Origin of the sequence: Streptomyces albicerus (assembly GCF_008905045.1) — a bacterium.
GTDB classification, from domain to species: domain Bacteria; phylum Actinomycetota; class Actinomycetes; order Streptomycetales; family Streptomycetaceae; genus Streptomyces; species Streptomyces albicerus.
The window spans coordinates 13,766-32,616 of sequence record NZ_VWMY01000096.1 but is presented as its reverse complement, the minus strand read 5'-3'; the positions used below and the strand labels follow the sequence as shown (position 1 = coordinate 32,616).

Here is an 18,851-nt window from a genome sequence, read left to right as displayed (position 1 = left end):
AAGCCGTTCATCTGGACCAAGACAGCCGAAGAGATCCTCGACTCCCTCGCCCGCTTCTACCGACGGATCTCTGGCGCAGGACACTAGGCCTGAGTCATCAGAAGGACGAAGATCACGGCTGCGACGACCGTGCACGCCGAGTTGCGTGCCCGGACACCGAAGCCGAGCAGTGCGAGGCCGAAGAGCCCCACCGCTCCGTACCGCCACTGGACCAACTGTTCGAAGCCGACGACCCAGACGACCCCCAGCAGTTGGACGAAGTTCATGGGACCCCACCCCTATTCGTCTGTGAAGGATCGATCAACCTTCGGTCCAATTGGACTGGTTGACTTGAATTGGTTGTGCCCGGCGGATCGTCTCCTCTAACCGAAACTGCCTGGCCGACTGGGTGATTGGCTGGAATTGGTTTGCCAATGGACTGGTGGCGGTAGGGTCGGCATGTGGCAACCGAGCATTCCGCCGCTGGTGGCGGCAGGCCGTACGACACCGTGCTGGACGCCCTGCACCGCCGGCTGACCGACGGAAAGGGCCAGTACGGTATCGGTGGCTGGTTGCCGTCTCAGCGTGCACTCGCCGAGGAGTTCGGCGTCTCCCGCGACACCGTGCAGCGCGTAATTGGGCAACTGACCGACGAGGGCTGGATCGAGCCACGTCAGGGCAGCGGCACACGAGTGGTGCGCTCACAGACCATCCATTCCAGCGTGCAGCCGGGCGCCACCGGCGGTCCCATGACGCTGGGTGATCTGATAGGAGAGGCGTTCAAGGCGCCCGAGGTGGCCCTGGATGTGTTCACGCTGACGTCGGAATCCCTGGACACCCATGTGGGTGCGCAGGAGGAGCGCATCCGCGCGGGCGTGATCGACTCCCCGCGGAGCATCACCATCCGGATGCTGCTGCCCTCGGACGACCTGCGCCTGCCCTATCCGATCGTGCAGGGCGATCCGGCCGATCCCCGTCCCCAGCAGCGGCTGGCAAGGATCAGGAGCCGTCACACGGATTCCATCAGGGAACGGCTTCAGGGGCTGAACGAAGACCTGCCGGACCTGACGGTGACGCTGGACATCCGGCAGGTGGCGATGGCCCCCTACTCCAAGGTGTATCTGTTCAACAAAACGCAGCTGCTCCATGGGCCGTACGAGCCGGAGGTGCGTCCGATGACCCTGGATGACGGCGACGTGGTCACGGCCATCGACGTCCGAGGCGTTCGCTCCACCTTGACGCACTACGTGCGGGACGAGGACCCGAGGTCCCAGGGCTCGGCGAACGTGGAGAGTTGGCAGTCCTGGTTCGACGAGTGCTGGAAGCTGCTCACCGTGGAGTCCGGGTAACGCCAAAACACGGCATCGTTACAGATGTGATGAGGTGCGCTCAGAGGGACGCCTCGTGGTGTATCAAGAGTCGAGCGCCGCTAAGGTTTGCATCACTATTCTAGGGCGTGCATTCCTTAGCGAAGTCCCGCGCGATGGATCCGGGAGTAGTACGTGGCCATCAGGACCTGGTCGGACGTGTCGGCAGTCGCCGCTGCCGTTCGGGTGCGGTTCCCCCAGACCTCGTGGCGCCCGGTCTTCCGCGGCGGGCTCGGGGCACCCGGTCAGGCCCCGGGTGAGAGGCTCGAGCGCAAGTGTCCCGGTGGGAAGCCCGTCGATTCCCTGCTGATCGGCAAGCTCGCGGAGTTCCTCGCGGGGCTGACCCAGGTGCGCAAGGAGGCGCTGCCCTCGCTTCCCCCCGACTGGCCGCACAACGAGAGGGACAGCAAGGCGTTTCTGGGCAGCTTCGCGCGGCTGGCCACCGCACGTCTGCGCCAAGCCAATTGGACTGAACTAGGTGGGCTGTTCGGCGTACTCGGAGTGCCCGAGGACTCGTTGGTCCGGTTTGCGGAGCGCGTACCGAGCATGGCCCGCCGCCCCTACAGCCTGCTGCACGCCGACCTCCGTCGGAGCAAGGTGATCATCAGGGAGGGCGGGGAAGGGGAAGACCCCTCGGTGGTCTGCCTCGACTGGAGATCGGCGACATATGGAGATCCGCTCTACGACCTGGCCAGCCATCTCGTGCGGATGCGGTACCCCGAGCATCAGCAGCAGGAAGTGATCGATGCTTGGGTGAAGGCCGTGCAGAGCGTCAGACCCATGGCGGCTTACAGCCTCTCCAAAGACCTGCCGCACTACCTCGCGTTCGTACGGATCCAGTCCGTCTACACCGACGTGAGGCGAGCGGCGAGATCGCTCGGCGCGGAGCTCGACCGCACCAGGCTCGCCGAGGCCGTACCGGAGATCCGCGGCACCCTGGAGAGGGCCGCCGAACCGCTTCGGCTGGTCAAGGTGCCGGCCGACGGCGAGATCGAACGCGCTCTGTACCGATGGCAGGCGGCGCGGGTCGTACGTCTCGGGGAAGCACGGCCGGCCGAGGTGTTCCGCTGGACGCCGGACGGGCGCTTGCCGGAGTGCCCGGACTTCCGGCGTCCCGAAGTGGACTCGGCACTGGCTCAGGAGGGCGAGGCCTCCGCCAAACGGGTGTTCAGGGGCACCGCCCATCTCAACACCGTGGTCAAGGTGCCGGGCTTCGAGCCTCAGGTCGTTGTGCGGCGCATGGCCGGTGAGGTGCTTCGTCGCGAACGGGGTTTTCTCAGCGAGCACGCGGTCCTGAAGGTCATCGAGGAGTCGAAGGCCGGCGTCAGGGCGCCGAGGGCACTGGCCCTGGGATACGACAGCCAGGACTGCCACTTCACGATCCACACGTATGAAGGACCCACGGCCCCGGACCAGCCGCCCAACCACCCTGTGCAGGGGCTGACGCCGAACGAGGCCGACCAACTCGTGGAGCAGCTTGCCGAGTTGGCGTGCATCGATCACAGCCTGCTGGACCCGGCGGAGGGTCAGGCGGACTTCTACGGCTGGCTCAGCAACGAACTCGTACGGCTGGTGAACGACCTCCCCGAGGCATCCCGGCGTGAGGCGTGCAAGCGGGGGCTCCCGGGCGGGAAACGGCTCAGCGAGATCCTCGGCCGGCACAGGGTGACCCCACGCGATCCCGTGCTGCTCCACGGTGACCTCAACCCGTGGAACCTGGTGCGCGACGGGCGGCGCGGCGGGCTGACCATCATCGACTGGGAGATGGCGATGATCGGGGATCCCCTCTACGACCTCGTACGCCATCTCCACCTGACGCCCACACTGCCCGAGATCCGGCAACGCATGTTCCGGGGGTGGAGCGAAACGCTTCCGGAGCGCTGTACCAAGGGGTGGGAGCAGGACTGGCAGGTCTACCGGTGGATCGAGCAGGTCCGGTCCGCGTACATCGACCTCGACCGGCTGGTGACCGGCGATGCGCTGGACACCCCGAACGTCCAGCGGGCGGTGGACGCGTACGCGATGACGCTGGCCGCGGCCACCGCATCACTCGGCCTTTCGAGGCCGAGGCCCCGCCCGACGCCCTGAGGTCCGGAGGCCTCGCCCTGCGGAGGCAGCCGCGACCGGCTCCCCCGACCCTCGCCCTCACATCTTCAGCACCACCTTCCCCACCAACCCCCGCCCCTCAACAGCCGCATGCGCCTCCCCCGCCCCCTCCAGCGAGAACACCTCCCCGATCACCGGCCGCAACCGCCCCGCCGCGGCCTCCGCGAGAGCGGAGGCCGTTAGGCGCCGGACGTCTGCCGGGGTGAACTGGACGTCGGCGATGCCGAAGAGCGTGATGTCGCGGCGCTTGGCTTCCGTCGGGTCCAGGGTGGCGAAGCCGCCGGTCGGGGCGCCGTGGGCCGAGAAGCGGCCGCCGTCGGCTGTCAGCGGGAAGGCGGAAGCGCCTGGTTCGCCGCCCACTCCGTCCAGGACCACGTCCGCCGACCCGTCGGCGCCGCCCAGGGCGTGACGGGCCCGAGCCGGCCAGTCGGGCGAGTTCGTGTCGACCGTCGCGTCCGCGCCCAGGTCCCGGACCAGCGCGGACTTCGCCTCTCCTCGAGCCGCGGCCACCACTCGGGCACCCCGTGCATGAGCCAGCTGGACGAGGAGCGTGCCCATGCCGCCCGAGGCGCCCAGGATCAGGACTCGGTCCGTTTCGGTCACCGCGGTGAGTTCCATCAGGCCCGTCGCCGTGACGCCGTCGTGGACCAGGGCCGCGGCCTGGAGGAGGTCCAGGGAGTCCGGTACGACCGTCAGGGCCGAGGTCGCGGCCACGGCCCGTTCCGCATAGCTGCCCGTCACGAAGGCGGTGACCCGGCGGCCCAGCCACTCCGCGGGGACGTCCGGGCCCAGGGCGCTCACGACACCCGAAACGCCGCCCCCGGGGACGTACGGAGGGGTCACCGGGAAGAATTCACCGCCCCAGCCGGACCGTATCTGCGTCTCCACGAAGATCGTGTCCGCGTACGCGACGTCGATCAGTACCTCGCCGGGCGCCGGGACCGGGTCCGGGAGATCGGCCGTGATCAGAACCGAAGGGTCGCCGAACTTCGTCACCTGGGCTGCTCGCATGGGGATCTCCAGAGGAGAGGGGCCTACGTACGCGTGCAGTCTTTGACCTCAAGTTTGGTCGAGGTCAAGTGCGGGAGGGGGAGAGAGGGAGAAGGAGAGAGAGGAGGGAGGGAGAGAGGAGGGGGAGGGAGAGAGGAAGGGGAGAGTCCGGAAGGTGCGTAGGCTCGGGGCATGGGCGAGACGGGTGCGAAGAGCGCTGCGGGCGCGACGGGCGGCGCCGTGGCCGCTGCCGGTGCGATGGGACTGCGTGAGCGCAAGAAGCTGCGGATGTACCAGGACGTGTCGGATATCGCCATCTCGCTCTTCCTGGAGAAGGGGTTCGAGAGGGTCTCCGTCGCGGAAGTCGCCGCCGCGGCCGAGATCTCCAAGCCGACCCTCTTTCGGTACTTCCCCACCAAGGAAGACCTGGTCCTGCACCGGTTCGCCGATCACCGGGCCGAGGCCGCGCGGGTGGTCGGCGCGCGGGCGCCGGGGCAGTCCCCGATCGATGCGCTCCGGCGGCACTTTCTGGCCGGGATCGAGCGGAGCGACCCCGTGACCGGGGTCAATGGGCATCCGGCTGTTCTTGCCTTTCACCGGTTGCTGTACGGGACTCCGTCGCTCGTGGCGCGGCTGTACGAGTACCTGGAGCGGTCCGAGGCCGCCCTCGCCGAGGCGCTCGGCGGAGACCTGGAGGCCCGGCTCGCCGCCGGTCAGATCGTCGCCGTGCAGCGGATCCTCGCACTGGAGAACTGGCGGCGGATCGCGGCGGGCGAGCGGCTCGCGGAGGTGCGGCGGGATGCCGTCGCCGCGGCGGAGGGGGCGTTCGCGCGGCTCGGGGAGGGGCTGCCCGGGTACGCGTGACGCGTGCGACGTGTGATGCGTGATGTATGACCGTGATGCGTGATGGGTGACGCGTGATGCCGGCCGCCCCTCGGCCGGAGTGTCTGCGTAACACGGTAAGAAATTTAACTCGGTTACGTATTCGGGTATCCTCACTCGAATGACGTCACCCGACCCCGCTCTCGCCACCTCCCTCACCCAGGAACGCGTCTACCACGACACCTGCCGCGCGGCCCTCGCCGCGATGGTCGAAGGTGCTCAGGAACACGTCGTCGCCGGGGAGGACGTCTCCGCCTCCGGCGCCGACGCCGAGGTGCTCGGGTACCGGCTCCGCAGCCGGGCGAAGGAGATGCGGGAACTGCCCGAAGGACCGTTGTTCTTCGGGCGGTTGGACTTCGGACGGGATCGCGCAACCGCCGGTGATCACGCCGGGCAGAGCTATCACGTCGGACGGCGGAGGATCACCGAGCACCCGTCCGCTCCACCCCTCGTCGTCGACTGGCGCGCCCCCGTCTCGCGCGCCTTCTACCAAGCGAGCGCCCGCGATCCACAGGGTGTGCGGGTGCGGCGGCGGTTCGGCTGGGCGCCGGGAAGCCGGGGGGACTCGGCCGACCTCACGGGCCTTGAGGACGAGCACCTGGCCGAGGGGCGCCCGCACGAGGAGAGCCGCATCCTCGCCGGTGAGATCGAGCGGCCCCGCGTCGGACCCATGCGCGACATCGCCGCGACCATCCAGCCCGAGCAGGACGATCTCGTACGGGCGGACCTCACCGTGTCCGTGTGCGTGCAGGGCGCGCCGGGCACCGGGAAGACGGCCGTCGGGCTGCACCGGGCCGCGTACCTGCTCTACACGTTCCCGCAGCGCGTCCAGCGGGGCGGACTGCTGATCCTGGGGCCGAACCGCACCTTCCTCTCCTACATCTCGGAGGTACTGCCCGCGCTCGGCGAGACGGGCGTGCGGCAGTCCACGATCGGGGACGAGATCGGGCGGCATCCGGTCAGGGGCGAGGACGACGAGGCCGCGGCCGTCGTCAAGCATGACGCGCGGACGGCGGAGGTGCTGCGGCGCGCGCTGTACGCCCGCGTGAACCCGAACCCGGACGTCGCCAACGACCTTGCGGTGCCCGACGGTTCGTACCGGTGGCGGGTGCCCGGTGACGTGCTCGCGCGGATCGTGGCGGGCGTACGGGCCGAGGAACCGCCGTACGCCGTCGGGCGTGAGCGCGTCCGGACGCGGATCGTGCGGTACGTGCGGGAGCGGGCCGAACGGCGCGCCGGGCCCCAGACGAACGCCTGGGTGCAGAAGATCTCGAGGGCGCGGCCCGTCGGCGCGTACGTCGACGCCGTGTGGCCCAAGGTGCGGCCGGAGGAGGTCGTCGCGGAGCTGCTCACCGACCCGGGCGCGCTGGCCGCGGCGGCGGACGGGGTGCTGGACGCGGACGAGCAGAAGGCGGTCCTGTGGGCGCGGCCGCCCCGGTCGTGGAAGTCCGCGCGGTGGTCCGCGGCCGATCTCGTGCTCCTCGACGAGGTCGCCGGACTCGTCGAACACCCGGAAGGGTACGGGCACTTGGTCATCGACGAGGCGCAGGATCTGTCACCGATGGAGTGCCGGGCGATCGGGCGGCGGGCGGCCTTCGGGTCGGTCACGGTGCTCGGTGATCTCGCGCAGGGAACCACACCGTGGGCCGCCCGCGAGTGGAGCGAACTGCTCGGGCATCTGGGCAAGCCGGAGGCGGTGGTCGTGCCGTTGACCACCGGGTTCCGGGTACCGGAGGTGGTGGTCGAGCTGGCGAACCGGGTGCTGGCGCGGCTGGACGTGGGGGTGCCTGCGGCGCGATCCCTGCGGCGGGATGGGGAGTTGAGGGTGCTGCGGACCGACGACGTACTCGGCGAGGCCGTCGCCGCCGTGCGGCGTGCGCTCGCGTACGAAGGGTCCGTGGGGGTCGTCGCGGCCGACTCGGAGTTCGTACGGGTGTGGGAGGCGCTCCGAGGCGCGGGGGTCGAGGTGGCAGGAGTGGACCAACTGGGGGCGCGGGTCACGGTGTTGGGGGCGGGAGTGGCGAAGGGGCTCGAGTACGACCATGTAGTCGCCGTCGAGCCGGCGGCGATCGCGGAGGCGTCCGCGGAGGCGTCCGAGGGAGAGGTGCGGGGGCGGGGGCCGGGGCGAGGGCTGCATCGGCTGTATGTCGTGCTGACGCGGGCGGTGTCGCGGTTGGACGTGGTGCACGCGCGGCCCTTGCCGTTCGAGTGAGCGTTGTCCGGGAACTGCTCGGTACCCGTGCCCCTAGGGGCACGGGTACCGCACCGCACTTCGATGGATCCGTCTGAGCGGCCTCGGTGAAGTCCGGTGCGGTACGGCAGCGCCCTGAAGGGGCGCGGGGAACTGCGCGACCAGCCCCCACCGGCCCGCAGGTACATCAGTGTTCTTCCAGCGGAGCGCTTACGCGGCGGGTGCGTCCAGTACCGGGATCAACTGCTCCTCCTCGTACGTCAGATGGGCCTCGAGCTCGGTGGTGAGGCGCTCGACCTCCTCGCGTACGTACTGGGGGTCCGCGGCGTCGACGCCGATGATCCGCTTCAACTCCGCTGTCAGGGCCGCGATGTGCTCATGTTCCTCGCGCAGGCGGTCCAGGGCCGGGGTGAGTTCCGGGTGGCGGTCGGCGAGGAACGGGAACATGCCGAGGTCCTCGCCGGTGTGGTGGTTGTGCAGGCCCTGGCAGAAGGTCAGGCAGTTGACGCGGAGCTGGGCGCCGAGAGTGGCGCCCGAATCACCGATCTCCTTGCGGATCAGGGCGAGTTCGCGGCGGAAGGCGTCGTGGATGGCCTTGACCGCCTGGCCCATCGAGGACGCGTTCACGTTCGGCGGGCCGCCACTCGCGATCTCGTGGAGGGCGACCACCGGGATCACTCGGGTGGTTTTCGCCTGGTACTCCGCCCAGCCGGAGTCGGCCTCGACCGCACGGGCGAAGGCCTTGTCGCGTGCGGCGCCTTCCAGGACTTCGGCCCTGGCCTCGTACGTGAACACTCCCGTTTCCACAGTGACTTCAGGGTGCGCGACGAGGTTGTGGAACCAGGCCGGGTGCTTCGGGGCGCCGGCGGCCGACGCGATCACCAGCACACGGTCGCCGCCGTCGGGGTAGTAGCCGACCGGGGTGGTGTGCGGCTTGCCGGAACGCGCGCCAGTGGTGGTCAGCAGGATCAGCCGCGCTCCTTCGAAATAGCCGCCGACCTGTCCTGCGTTGGCGCGGAACTCTTCGATGACTTGCTGATTGAAGTCGTTGGGCATTCTCTTCTTTCTTCTCGGTATTACAGCTCAGTGATTTCTGGATGAGGGCATGGGGAATCGCCACGGGGCGAATGCGGGCACGCCCGTGGTGGGGGAGATGGTGATGGCTGCGAATTCCCCGGGGATGGACGTCTGGGTGGGCGCCTACAGGGCAGACGTGCGGGTACGCGGAAACGACACGCGTGGCAACGTCGCAGCAACGATGCGGTGTCAGCGCAGCGCTCGGTACGAGAACTCGCTGCGCAAACCAAGAAAAAGGGCGGCCCTCTGGCCCGCCCCGGCCTCACTCGGAGGCCGGGAACCCAACTCGCTGATGGCCCATGGCCGACCCGGCAGTCACGCGGGAAAGGTTAATGGAATGGGCCCGGTCAGGCAATGCGCTATTTTCGGACTGCGTTCGGGCCTCCAGCAGACCTCGTTCAGACCTTGCCCAGATACAAGTCCGCCAGCGCGGGAAGCCGACGCCGCATCTCGCCCGCGTCGTCGAAGTCGAAGTCCTCACCCATGTCGGACTCGGACTCGGGCTCAGTTTCGGGCTCGGTCTCGTCGCTCGGGGCGGGCGCGGACCGGTGCTGGTCCCATGCCTCGTAGAAGTCCTCCCTGTCGCCGGTGAGGCGGGAGAAGGCGTCGCCGGCCGCGTAGTTGACGTCCTCGTAGAAGAGCCGGTCGTCCCGGTCGGTGGCGGTCGCCGCGGCCCGTACGGCCGGGTGGGCGGCGAGGGCGTCCGGGGATGCGGCGGCGCGTTCGTACCAGTCGCGGCCGAGGGCGATCAGACCCGCGCGGAAGTCCATGAAGCTGTCGTCCGAGCAGCCGCCGCCGATGAGGTACGCGGCGGCCCAGACGTCCCACCGGTACAGCGCGTCGTGCACCTCGTCGAACCGCTCCTGGTAGGCGAGGATCTCCTCCCGCGAGAAGGCGGCCAGCCGGTCCACCAGGGCGTCGGCGAAGGTCTTGCCGTTCGACTCGGCGCTCGACCGGGCGGATTCGATGACGGTCCAGAAGTGATCAGTGTCCATGGCGGGGCACTGTGCCATGGGGGTACGACAACCGGGGGTACGACAACAGGGCCGGCCCATCGACGGAGCAGCCCCGTGAAGACGGAGCAGCCCCGCGGAGAGGGCGGCGGGTGACTCGTCTGCGGTGGACCTGCGGTGCCCGTCCGTGGTCGACTCCCTGCCATGAGTCTGTCGGTCGATGTGTACGTGCCCAGTGCGCAGGGCGGCATCGAGGTGCTGGACGTTCCGCCCGAGTGCTCCGACGCGGCGGGCTGGGAGCGGTGGCGTACCGAGGTGTGGGGGTCGGAGGCGGTCCGTTCGCTGGGCGCGCGGTTCTTTCCCCGCCTGGCCACCGAGGACCTCACGGTGGCGCCGGACGAGGTGTCCGACTTCCTCGCGGAGTGCGACCTGGTCCGTGCCCATCTGGCGCGGATCGCCGATCACATGCGGTCGGAGCCGGGAACGGGGCCGCGGAAGTCCCACGCCGAGCATGCCGAGGACGTGAGGCGTCGCCTGGACAACATCGTGGACGCGGCTCGACGGGCCTTGGGGGTCCGGGGCGGGGTCATCATTTGGTAGCGGAAGCCGCGCCGATTGCGCCGACCGGCCATCCGTAACCCGTGATCAACCGACCGGGCATCCGTAACCCTGATCAGCCGATCAGGCATCCGTAACCCGTAATCCGTAACCCGTGATCAGTTGCCGGCTGTCGGCTCCGCGTGTGCCGTGTCCCAGGCCGAGCGTGCCGTGGCGATGGCCGGGCGGTGGGCGATCGACCAGTCGGCCAGGGCCTTGACGAGGTGGGTGAGGCTGTGGCCCAGGTCCGTCAGCTCGTACTCGACCTGGGGTGGGACGGTGGGGTACACGGTCCGTTTCACCAGCCCGTCGCGCTCCAGGCGCCGGACGGTGAGCGTGAGCATGCGCTGCGAGATGTTCGCGGGGATGGCGCGCTGGAGCTCCTTGAACCGCCTTACGCCGGAGGCGAGTTCGACCACCACATAGACGGACCACTTGTCGCCCAGCCGGTCCAGCACGTCCCGGACACCGCACTCGTCCTGCGGTGTCTCGCAGACGATCACGGGCTCGGCGGCGGCGACGGTCGCGTCCGGAGCCGGGGTGGTGGTTACCGCGGTGTGCCCTGCTGACATCAATGTGCCTCCTTACGAGATCGGGGTCTCCTCCCGAAGATGAGAACACACAGTTCAGGAGGGGAATCCATGATTCTGGTAACCGGTGCCAACGGCGCACTCGGGCGACTCGTCGCCGACGAACTGGCGAGTCGGGACGAGGCAGTTGACGTCGTGCTCGGCACCCGCAGCCCCCGTTCCACCGCCGAGCGGCGCGTCGACTTCGACGATCCGGCCTCGCTCGACTTCACCGGCGTGGACACTCTGCTGCTCATCTCCGCCGGGTACGGCGAGGACGACACCGTCATCGCCCGCCACGGCGCGGCGATCTCGGCGGCCGAGAAGGCGGGTGTGCGGCACCTCGTCTACACCAGCCTCAGCGGCGACGGCGACCACCTCACGTACGCGCTCGCCCATCGCTGGACCGAACGCCGCCTGCGCCGGGGCCCGTTGGCGTGGACGATCCTGCGTAACGGGCTCTATGCCGAGTTCCTCGCGGACATCGCCGCCGCGGGCCCGGACGGGACGATCGCGGCGCCGCTGGGGGAGGGCCGCCTCGCCGCGGTGGCCCGCGCCGACCTCGCGGCGGTGGCGGCCCGGGTGACGGCCGAGCCGGAACTGCACGCGGGGCAGGTGTACGAGCTGGTCGGCGAACACGCTCTGGGGGGCGCCGAGTTGGCCGCCGCGATCGGCGGCTCGTACGAGCCCGGCTCACTCGGCGCGACCCGCGAGGCGGTCATCGCGGCCGGCCAGGCGCTGCCCTACCAGGTGCCGATGCTGCTGAGCACCTACTCGGCGGTCGCCGGAGGTTTCCTGGACGGCAGCGGCATCGAGAACAACGCCCTGCGCGGGCTCCTGGGCCGCGAGCCCCGGTCGGCGCTGGACGCGTACAGGGCCGCGGTCCGTTCCCACGTGAAGTGATCGGACGAGGGGTCGGGCTGGTCCTCAGACGCCGCGTTCACGAAGGGCCGCGTTCACGAAGGGCCGTTTCCGCGAAGGGCTGCTTCCGCGAAGGCGCCGTGGGCGGTGAAGGCCAGTCGGGCGAAGCGTTCGCCGATGCGGTGGTGGGTGGCGGCGTCCGGGTGGAGCTCGTCGGGCAGCGGCAGCTCGGCGAAGTCGGCCTCGCCGTAGAGGTCGCGGCCGTCGAGGTAGTGCAGGTGGGGGTCGTCGGCCGTCCGCTGCTTCACGATGCGGGACAGCTCTTCCCGGATGACGTTGAGGGTCAGTTTCCCGGCGGCGCGTTCGGCGGGGTCGCCGGTGGCCCGGAACCGCAGCCTTCCGGCACTGAGCGCGCTGAAGTCGAAGGCGCCGGGGCCGGGTGTGTCCTCGTGGATGGGGCACAGGATGGGCGAGACGACCAGCAGGGGTGTGGCGGGGTGGCCTTCGCGGATGGTGTCGAGGAAGCCGTGCACCGCCGGAGTGAAGGCGCGCAGACGCATCAGGTCGGCGTTGACCAGATTGATGCCGATCTTGACGCTGATCAGGTCGGCGGGGGTGTCTCGCATGGCGCGGGCGGTGAACGGGTCGAGCAGCGCGCTGCCGCCCAGGCCGAGGTTGATCAGTTCCACCCCGCCGAGGGAGGCGGCGAGCGCGGGCCAGGTGGTGGTGGGGCTCGCGGCGTCGGAGCCGTGGCTGATCGAACTGCCGTGGTGCAGCCACACCCTGCGGTCCCGGTCCGGTGCGGGCTCAACGGGTGCGTCGGTGCGCAGGGCGATGAGCTCGGTGGTCTCGTTGTGCGGCAGCCAGATTTCGACGTCTTTGGTGCGGTCGGGCAGGCCGGTGAACCGGAGGGTGCCGGCCGGGCCGGGCTGGCTCTCGGCGGTCCCGGTGGTGATGTCGATGGTCAGGGTGTTGCCGCCCGTGACGCTTGCCTGGCCGGCCAGGCTGCCGTCGACGAGCAGGTCGTACACCCCGTCCGGGCGGGGTGGGGCGCCCACGTAGACCCGCTTGGTGGGCAGCGTGTCCAGTTCGACGGTGGTGGCCCGGGTGCGGAAGACCAGCCGTACGCCGGAGGGCTGGGCCTCGGCCATGGCCAGTTGCCCGTCGGCGTACTGGGCGCGGGCCCGGGCGGGCAGCCGGTGCGGCAGCACGCCGTGCTCGGTTCGCTCCACATCGAGGGCGCCGCGCAGGAGGGCCGCGGTGACGGGTGTGGTGATCCAGTGGCGCATTCGGTTGTGCCTCCTGTCGTGCTTGGTGTGTAAGGCGTCGACGTCTCGATGTGTTGATCAATGTCTCTGGACCGTGCGGGCCACGCGGACCGTGTGCGGGCCACGCGGACGGTGCCGACCAGGCGGACGGCACGGGCCAGGTGAGCTAGGCGGACTGTGCAGACTGCGCGGACTGTGCGGGCCAGTTCCGCAGCAGGGCGTCGAGGGCGTCCAGGACCCTCGACCAGGTCTCCTGCGAGTCGGGGGAGCTGTGGCTGAAACCGCCCCCCAGCTCCAGGCTCACGTACCCGTGGAAGACGCTGCCCAGCAGCCGGACCGCATGCGTCTGGTCCGGCTCCGTCAGGTCGTAACCGCGCAGGATCGCCCGCGTCATCTGCGCGTGTCTGCCGCCCGCGCTGGCGGCCGCCTCCTCCGGGGTGAGCCTCAGCTGGGCCGCGGCGTAGCGGCCGGGGTGCTCCCGGGCGTAGTCGCGGTAGACGTTCGCGAAGGCGGTCAGGGCGTCCTTGCCGGCCCGCCCGGCCAGCGCCGCGGCACCCCGGTCGGCGAGCTCCTCGAGGGCGAGCAGGGCGATCTTGGTCTTGAGGTCCTGGGAGTTCTTCACGTGCGAGTACAGACTCGCGACCTTGACATCGAACCGCCTGGCGAGTTCCGAGACGGTCACCTGCTCGAACCCGACCTCGTCGGCCAGCTCCGCACCCGCTTGGGCCAGACGCTCCGTGGTCAGTCCTACGCGAACCATAAGCTCTCCCTCATTGCTTAGGTTCGATTATGCAGATGCCTAAAGACTTTAGGCAAATTTGCTTGCCGTGCCCGGCCTCTGTGCAGGGGGGCGCTGATCGTGCGATCTTGCTGCTGTTGTCCTGCGCCGCAAGTTCCTTGGTTCTTAACCGACTTCCGGTGCGGCACTTGAGAACCCGTACCCGGTGCAGTCGGTGAGCGGGATGTATCCGAGTCGTTGGTAGAGGGCGGTGCTGGTGAGGTTGGCAGGGTCCGCGAAGAGCACGACGTCCGTCGCGCCCGCGGTCACCGCGGCCCTGCTCGCCTCGACTGTCACGGCGCCGGCGTAGCCGCGACCCCGGAGGCGAGCCGGGGTGTAGACGGGGTCCACCCGGACCATGCCGCCGACCATTGAGGTCGCGGCCGCCATGGAGACGGGAGTTCCGTCCGGGGTCTCCCAGAACGTGAAGTGTCTGTCGCCGAAGCGGGAGCCGGCCCAGTCGCCGGCGTCGATGAGGTCTCTGGAGCCGTCCTCGCCGACGTCGACGCAGAACTCACGGCACCAGCGCACGACTTGCTCACGGTCCTGCTCGCCCACGACGCGACCACTGCCCTCCGGAAACGGCTCCTGTGGGGTGAGCGTGCCGAGACGGTGGAGGCGGGCTCCCCAGTCACGCACCGGCGCCGCGCCTGTGTGCCGCTGCCATGCCTTGGCGAAAGCGGTGGCGGTGTCGTGGTCCGCGGTGACGCCGGAGAAGGAGTGGCCGAGCCCGGCCAGGTGGGCTGCGAGGGAGTCGGCCTGCTCGGGAGAGAGGGCGGTGAGGGTCAGTCGGCGGGACGGAAGGCGGTAGAAGATGGCGTGGACCTCGCCCCTTCGCTCCAGTCGGCCGAATACGGTGGTTTCGGCGCCGGACGCGTCCGCCCTATGCGCCCTGCGCGTTCGCAGTTTCTCGATCACCGTCAGTGGCATGGTGTGCAGGGCGGGCCGCGAGCGCAGGAAGTCCCCGGCTCGGGCGAGAAAGTCGTCGACGTCTTCGGTGAGGTGCCATTCGTCCGGGCGCATGCTTCATGATCCCGCCTGCTGTAGGCGTGCCCCGTACTTTCCGCCACGGCGAGGACCGCATCCAAGGTCTGCGACCGGCCCGCGGTCGGCCACCCACGCGCCTTCGGCGAAGGCGGCCGGCATCGACTGCAGAGGCGGACGCCGACAGCCGGACGGTGGACCTCGGGCCAGGCCGGGTCCAGCCCCGCGCCGAGGTTCGCCGGAACAGAAGGCCAAACGGCGGTTGTCGCGTCTCATTGAGACTGCTCCGGCGTTAGGCCCCTGACCAGGTCGGAGCAGTTTCGTTGAGACTGGCGGGACCGGGCGTGAGTCATCCGATCTGCTTCATCCCGCAGCTTTACTCGCCGCGTCTCACTGAATCTGCTCCATGTGGTGCATCTTGGGGTGCCATTGACGAGCGTGGCGCCAGTCCCAAACCGGGTTGGCGAGCCAGGTGGTCCCCCGGCCGTATACAGGCGCTCTCCGTCCTAAATTCGTGATCTGTCGGACACCTGGTGGATCCCCGGTTCCGGCTCCTGATCACTGGTACCGGAACCGGATCCGGATGCATCCATGAGCACCTCACCTGCCGCTGTCCGGACGTACAGCACCGACCGCCCCGCCCGCCGCCGCTCCACCATCCCCGCGTCGAGTAGCACCCGCAGATGCCCGCCCACCGAACCCAGCGCCCGCCCGGTCACGGCGACCAGCTGAGTCGTGCTCATGGGCGTCCCGAGCAGAGTCAGTAACCCGGCCCGCGCGGTGCCGATGAGCGCCCCGAGCCCGGCCGGGACCGGTCGCCGGTCATGGTCCTCGGAGAGCACCCCGAGACACGGGTAGACGACTGCGTACCGCTCCCGTCCCTCCCACGACACCCAACTGGTCCTTGGCGTGACCGGCATGAACAGCAGCTGCGCTCCGGCGGCGAGTTCCCGCGGCGGATAGGCGTTGTGGTTGACCTGGAAGCGGCTCTCTCCGAGCCACCGCGTCCCCGGCTTCAGCGAGTCGAGGACGGCCGCCCAGCCGCCCTGATTGACTCGCGCGGTCCGCGCGGCCATGTCGGCCTCCATGACACGCCGCCGGCGCTCCCAGTCCGGCCGGACGGTCTCCTCCCAGACGTACGTCAGAAGCGCGGTAGCCCGCTCGGGCAGGTCGTCCCGCTCCAAGACGGAGGGGAGCGGTCCCTGCAGGGACACCCGGAGGTTGGCCCGTGCCTCCCCGGCATCGGTCGTCCGCACCCGGGCCACGGTGTCCTCGAAGCTCTCCCCGACGCAGGAGGTAGGGCAGAAGAAGTCGGCGATCCAGGAGGTGCCGATGGCCGCCTGTACGAGCGGCGCGGCAGCCGGGTCGGCCGCGAGGTGCGCACGGTAGCCAGGCAGATGCGTGCGCAACCAGGCATCCTCGCCCGGATGGGCGCCGGTCTCCGCGTACAGCAGTCTCAGACTCGCGAAGGCCTCGGCGAACGGCGAGAGCACGAACCGGCTGCCGGCGAGGGTGTCGGTGTCGATCTGCCACAAGCCCATCCGTACGACCTTTCGCGTGTCGCCGAAACAGTACACACGGCCCCGGGACGCTCGGAGACTCCGGATCATGCGCAGCTATAGATCCCTGTTCCGCACGGCGGAGTTCACCCCGTTCCTGCTCTCCTTCGCCGCTTTCGCCGCAGCCCAGACGATCGGCGGACTGGCCCTCGCCACCCTGGTCTTCCGGGCCACCGGCTCCCCGTTCCTGTCGGCGGTGAGCATGTTCGGACCGCAACTGGCGCAGTTGCTGGGCGGCGCTTTCCTGCTCTCGGGCGCCGACCGACTGCCGCCGCGCGCGGTCCTGTCCGCCCTAGCCCTCTCCTTCGCGGCCGCCACGGCGGTCCTCGCGCTACCCGGTCTGCCGGTCTGGGCAGTCTTCGCCGTCGTGCTTCTGCAGGGCCTGGTCGCGTCGCTGGGCGGCGGAGTGCGCGGGGGCCTGTTGAACGAGATCCTGACCAAGGACGGCTATGTCCTGGGTCGTTCGGTGTTCAACATGCTTTGGGGCCTGACACAAATGGCGGGTTTCGCGACGGGCGGCGCGCTCCTTGCGTTCCTCTCCCCGCGGACTTGCCTGCTCCTCGCGGCGGCGCTGTATGTGTTGTCCGCCCTCGTCACCCATCTCGGCCTCACGGCCCGCCCACCGCGCTCCGCCGGCCGGCCGTCCCTCGCGGCGACCTGGCGCGCCAACGCCCTCCTGTGGTCCTCACGCCACCGCCGCCTGACGTACCTGGGCCTGTGGGTCCCCAACGGCCTCATCGTCGGCAGCGATTCGCTGTACGTCTCCTACGCCCCCGAAGCGGCCGGCATGCTCTACGCATTCGGCGCGCTCGGGATGTTCGCGGGCGACTTGGCCGTGGGCCGTCTCATACCGCCCGCCCTGCGCCCTCGCCTCGCGACGCCGCTGCGCCTCCTGCTGGCGGTTCCCTATCTGTTCTTCGTCCTGCATCCGGGAGTGGCGCTGTCAGCCGTGGCAGTCACCGTTGCCTCCGTCGGCTTCGCCGCGAGCCTGGTCCTCCAGGAACGCCTGATGTCGCTCATCCCCGACGACCTCGCGGGCCAGGCCCTCGGGCTGCACGCCACCGGCATGGCCGCCTTCCAAGGCATCGGCGCCCTCCTCGCGGGCACGCTGGCCCAACTGACCTCCCCGGCCACGGCGATGACGCTGATGTCGGCCGCATCGGTCACCGTGACCCTGACCCTCGCGGCGCTGGGCAGGCACGAGGAACGACAGTCGGCCGTCCCCGGTACGCGCCCCGGCTTCCTGTCGGAACCAGCCGCCAGAGACTAGTGAGCTGTCTCTTCACCGAAGACCTCCGGAGTGGGCCGCAGCGGGTGCCGGTAGGGGGACGGGCTGAAGCGCTCGCGTAGTTCGTCGAGAACCCACTTGGTGAAGGCCGGATAACTCCCGTAGTGCGAGTACGGGTGCCAGTTGAAGTAGGGGGCGACGGCCCTTCGGATCTCTTGGACGAATAGCTCGATGCCGGGTGTGCTCTCCATCAGCCAGCAGAAGTCGGCCGGGACACCGAGAAGTTCGAAGGACTCACGTGGAGTACTTGCAGGGAGGTGCTCATCGAGGATGAGTGATCGCCAGTAAGGGGAGGACAGGATCCGAGTCAGTTCGATTACGTTCGGGTAGTAGGCGGCTTCGGATTCCGGATCGTCGTGACGGACACTCCACCTGGGGCCGAGGATGTCCGTCAGACGCTGGCTGATCTTCCTGTTGAAGATGCCGATCTTGTTCCACTCCCGGCAGAGCCTCTTCGCGTCGTAGTAGGCCGCGCGGACGGCAAGGCGTCCGTGCCGGCGGATCAGTCTTCGGTGGCGCCGGTTCGCCGTGATGACTTCCGAGGCGACCTTGGGATGGTTGCTGAGGTCGAGGGAGCTCGTGGTGCCGGTCCAGACCCAGTGGCTCGGGCAGATGACGTCTTCTAGCCGGGCCCAGAAGCGCACCCATGGCGAGCTGTGCCAGTCGCGGAGCAGGTTCAGTGAGACGCAGGCCCGGATCGGATCAGCTTTGGTGAGATTGGAGCGGGTCGCGTGAGACAGGACAGCGGTGCGCGGCAGCCGGTGTGGGCCGTCGCAGTGGTGTAGCGCACTTTTGCAAGCGGGCGCTTGCAATAGTTAGCACGGGTGGTGCAGGGTAAGGACATGGCATCGCTCAACGTCGGCAATCTCGGTGAATATCTGCGGGAACAGAGGCGCAACGCGCAGCTGAGCCTGCGGCAGCTCGCCGAGGCCGCCGGGGTGTCCAATCCGTATCTGAGCCAGATCGAGCGCGGGCTGCGCAAGCCGAGCGCGGAGGTGTTGCAGCAGGTCGCCAAGGCCCTGCGGATCTCCGCCGAGACGCTGTACGTCCGTGCCGGGATCCTCGACGCCGAGCGGGACCGGGACGAGGTGGAGACGCGTGCCGTCATCCTCGCCGACCCGACGCTCAACGAGCGGCAGAAGCAGGTGCTGCTCCAGATCTACGAGTCCTTCCGCAAGGAGAACGGGTTCGAGATCAAGACGGTCGAGGACGCGCTGGGCGTCACGGACGCCACAGACGCAACTGGCGCAACCGACGTAACGGATGGTCGGGACGCCGTCGTTGACAGGGCCCGCACGGCCGACGGCAGCGATGCCGGACAGAAGGACCCGCACGACCCGCACGACCCGCACGATCAGAACGACCAGCATGACCAGCAGTCCTCCGCGAGCTGACCGAGCAC

General features: G+C 69.4%; 18 protein-coding genes. 8 read left to right on the top strand and 10 right to left on the bottom strand.

The features are described from left to right. Window positions 1–83: 83 nt before the first annotated feature. On the bottom strand, window positions 84–266 hold the full coding sequence (locus GAS53_RS48690; protein ID WP_151484217.1) for a hypothetical protein: 183 nt from the start codon (window positions 264–266) through the stop codon (window positions 84–86). Between the two features lie 174 nt (window positions 267–440). Here GAS53_RS48690 and GAS53_RS48685 point away from each other — a divergent pair, with 174 nt between their 5' ends. Both GAS53_RS48685 and GAS53_RS48680 read left to right on the top strand, forming a co-directional pair. Next, window positions 441–1,328 (top strand): winged helix-turn-helix domain-containing protein, encoded by an 888-nt coding sequence (locus tag GAS53_RS48685; RefSeq protein WP_151484216.1) that lies wholly within the window; start codon window positions 441–443, stop codon window positions 1,326–1,328. A gap of 153 nt (window positions 1,329–1,481) precedes the next feature. Then, a complete protein-coding gene (locus tag GAS53_RS48680) occupies window positions 1,482–3,434 on the top strand; it encodes an aminoglycoside phosphotransferase family protein (RefSeq protein WP_225859590.1) in 1,953 nt (650 codons plus the stop codon). 57 nt (window positions 3,435–3,491) lie between these two features. On the opposite strand, the gene GAS53_RS48675 is transcribed toward GAS53_RS48680, so the two are convergent. Further along, complete coding sequence (locus GAS53_RS48675; RefSeq protein WP_151484215.1) at window positions 3,492–4,463, bottom strand: zinc-binding dehydrogenase; 972 nt, start codon at window positions 4,461–4,463, stop codon at window positions 3,492–3,494. Window positions 4,464–4,700: 237 nt separating this feature from the next. Between GAS53_RS48675 and GAS53_RS48670 the strand changes: the two genes are divergently transcribed. Beyond that, window positions 4,701–5,306 (top strand): TetR/AcrR family transcriptional regulator, encoded by a 606-nt coding sequence (locus GAS53_RS48670; protein WP_151484220.1) that lies wholly within the window; start codon window positions 4,701–4,703, stop codon window positions 5,304–5,306. A gap of 139 nt (window positions 5,307–5,445) precedes the next feature. Further along, window positions 5,446–7,536 (top strand): HelD family protein, encoded by a 2,091-nt coding sequence (locus GAS53_RS48665; protein WP_151484214.1) that lies wholly within the window; start codon window positions 5,446–5,448, stop codon window positions 7,534–7,536. Between the two features lie 189 nt (window positions 7,537–7,725). Here the strand turns inward: GAS53_RS48665 and GAS53_RS48660 are convergent, their stop codons facing one another. Together GAS53_RS48660 and GAS53_RS48655 are read right to left on the bottom strand one after the other, a co-directional pair. Further along, entirely contained in the window at window positions 7,726–8,571 is an 846-nt protein-coding gene (locus GAS53_RS48660) for a nitroreductase/quinone reductase family protein (RefSeq protein WP_151484213.1), read from the bottom strand. 419 nt (window positions 8,572–8,990) lie between these two features. Beyond that, window positions 8,991–9,587, bottom strand: a complete 597-nt coding sequence (locus GAS53_RS48655) for a DUF4240 domain-containing protein (protein ID WP_151484212.1) — start codon at window positions 9,585–9,587, stop codon at window positions 8,991–8,993. 162 nt (window positions 9,588–9,749) lie between these two features. On the opposite strand from GAS53_RS48655, the gene GAS53_RS48650 reads away from it, so the two are divergent. Next, window positions 9,750–10,145 carry a hypothetical protein gene (locus GAS53_RS48650; protein ID WP_151484211.1) on the top strand — a complete coding sequence of 132 codons (396 nt, stop codon included), beginning with the start codon at window positions 9,750–9,752 and terminating at the stop codon, window positions 10,143–10,145. Between the two features lie 116 nt (window positions 10,146–10,261). On the opposite strand, the gene GAS53_RS48645 is transcribed toward GAS53_RS48650, so the two are convergent. Then, window positions 10,262–10,714: a winged helix-turn-helix transcriptional regulator gene (locus GAS53_RS48645; protein ID WP_151484210.1), complete on the bottom strand. Its 453-nt coding sequence runs from the start codon at window positions 10,712–10,714 to the stop codon at window positions 10,262–10,264. Window positions 10,715–10,783: 69 nt separating this feature from the next. On the opposite strand from GAS53_RS48645, the gene GAS53_RS48640 reads away from it, so the two are divergent. Continuing rightward, window positions 10,784–11,614, top strand: coding sequence for an NAD(P)H-binding protein (locus GAS53_RS48640; protein WP_151484209.1), 831 nt, complete (start codon window positions 10,784–10,786; stop codon window positions 11,612–11,614). 53 nt (window positions 11,615–11,667) lie between these two features. Here the strand turns inward: GAS53_RS48640 and GAS53_RS48635 are convergent, their stop codons facing one another. The 4 genes from GAS53_RS48635 to GAS53_RS48620 all read right to left on the bottom strand — a co-directional run bounded on the left by GAS53_RS48635 (window position 11,668) and on the right by GAS53_RS48620 (window position 16,143). Beyond that, on the bottom strand, window positions 11,668–12,861 hold the full coding sequence (locus GAS53_RS48635) for a GDSL-type esterase/lipase family protein (protein WP_151484208.1): 1,194 nt from the start codon (window positions 12,859–12,861) through the stop codon (window positions 11,668–11,670). A 145-nt stretch (window positions 12,862–13,006) separates the two neighbouring features. Then, entirely contained in the window at window positions 13,007–13,600 is a 594-nt protein-coding gene (locus GAS53_RS48630; protein WP_151484207.1) for a TetR/AcrR family transcriptional regulator, read from the bottom strand. Between the two features lie 144 nt (window positions 13,601–13,744). Next, on the bottom strand, window positions 13,745–14,641 hold the full coding sequence (locus tag GAS53_RS48625) for a GNAT family N-acetyltransferase (RefSeq protein ID WP_151484206.1): 897 nt from the start codon (window positions 14,639–14,641) through the stop codon (window positions 13,745–13,747). Window positions 14,642–15,108: 467 nt separating this feature from the next. Further along, window positions 15,109–16,143 (bottom strand): helix-turn-helix domain-containing protein, encoded by a 1,035-nt coding sequence (locus GAS53_RS48620; RefSeq protein WP_151484205.1) that lies wholly within the window; start codon window positions 16,141–16,143, stop codon window positions 15,109–15,111. Window positions 16,144–16,210: 67 nt separating this feature from the next. Here GAS53_RS48620 and GAS53_RS48615 point away from each other — a divergent pair, with 67 nt between their 5' ends. Beyond that, window positions 16,211–17,431, top strand: coding sequence for an MFS transporter (locus GAS53_RS48615; RefSeq protein WP_192583627.1), 1,221 nt, complete (start codon window positions 16,211–16,213; stop codon window positions 17,429–17,431). Here the strand turns inward: GAS53_RS48615 and GAS53_RS48610 are convergent. After that, window positions 17,428–18,093: a glycosyltransferase family 61 protein gene (locus tag GAS53_RS48610; protein WP_151484204.1), complete on the bottom strand. Its 666-nt coding sequence runs from the start codon at window positions 18,091–18,093 to the stop codon at window positions 17,428–17,430. The two genes, GAS53_RS48615 and GAS53_RS48610, sit on opposite strands and share 4 nt — an antisense overlap. 198 nt (window positions 18,094–18,291) lie before the next feature. On the opposite strand from GAS53_RS48610, the gene GAS53_RS48605 reads away from it, so the two are divergent. Next, the gene (locus GAS53_RS48605; RefSeq protein WP_151484203.1) at window positions 18,292–18,843 is read left to right on the top strand and encodes a helix-turn-helix domain-containing protein; all 552 of its coding nucleotides are present in this window, start codon (window positions 18,292–18,294) and stop codon (window positions 18,841–18,843) included. Window positions 18,844–18,851: the final 8 nt, after the last annotated feature.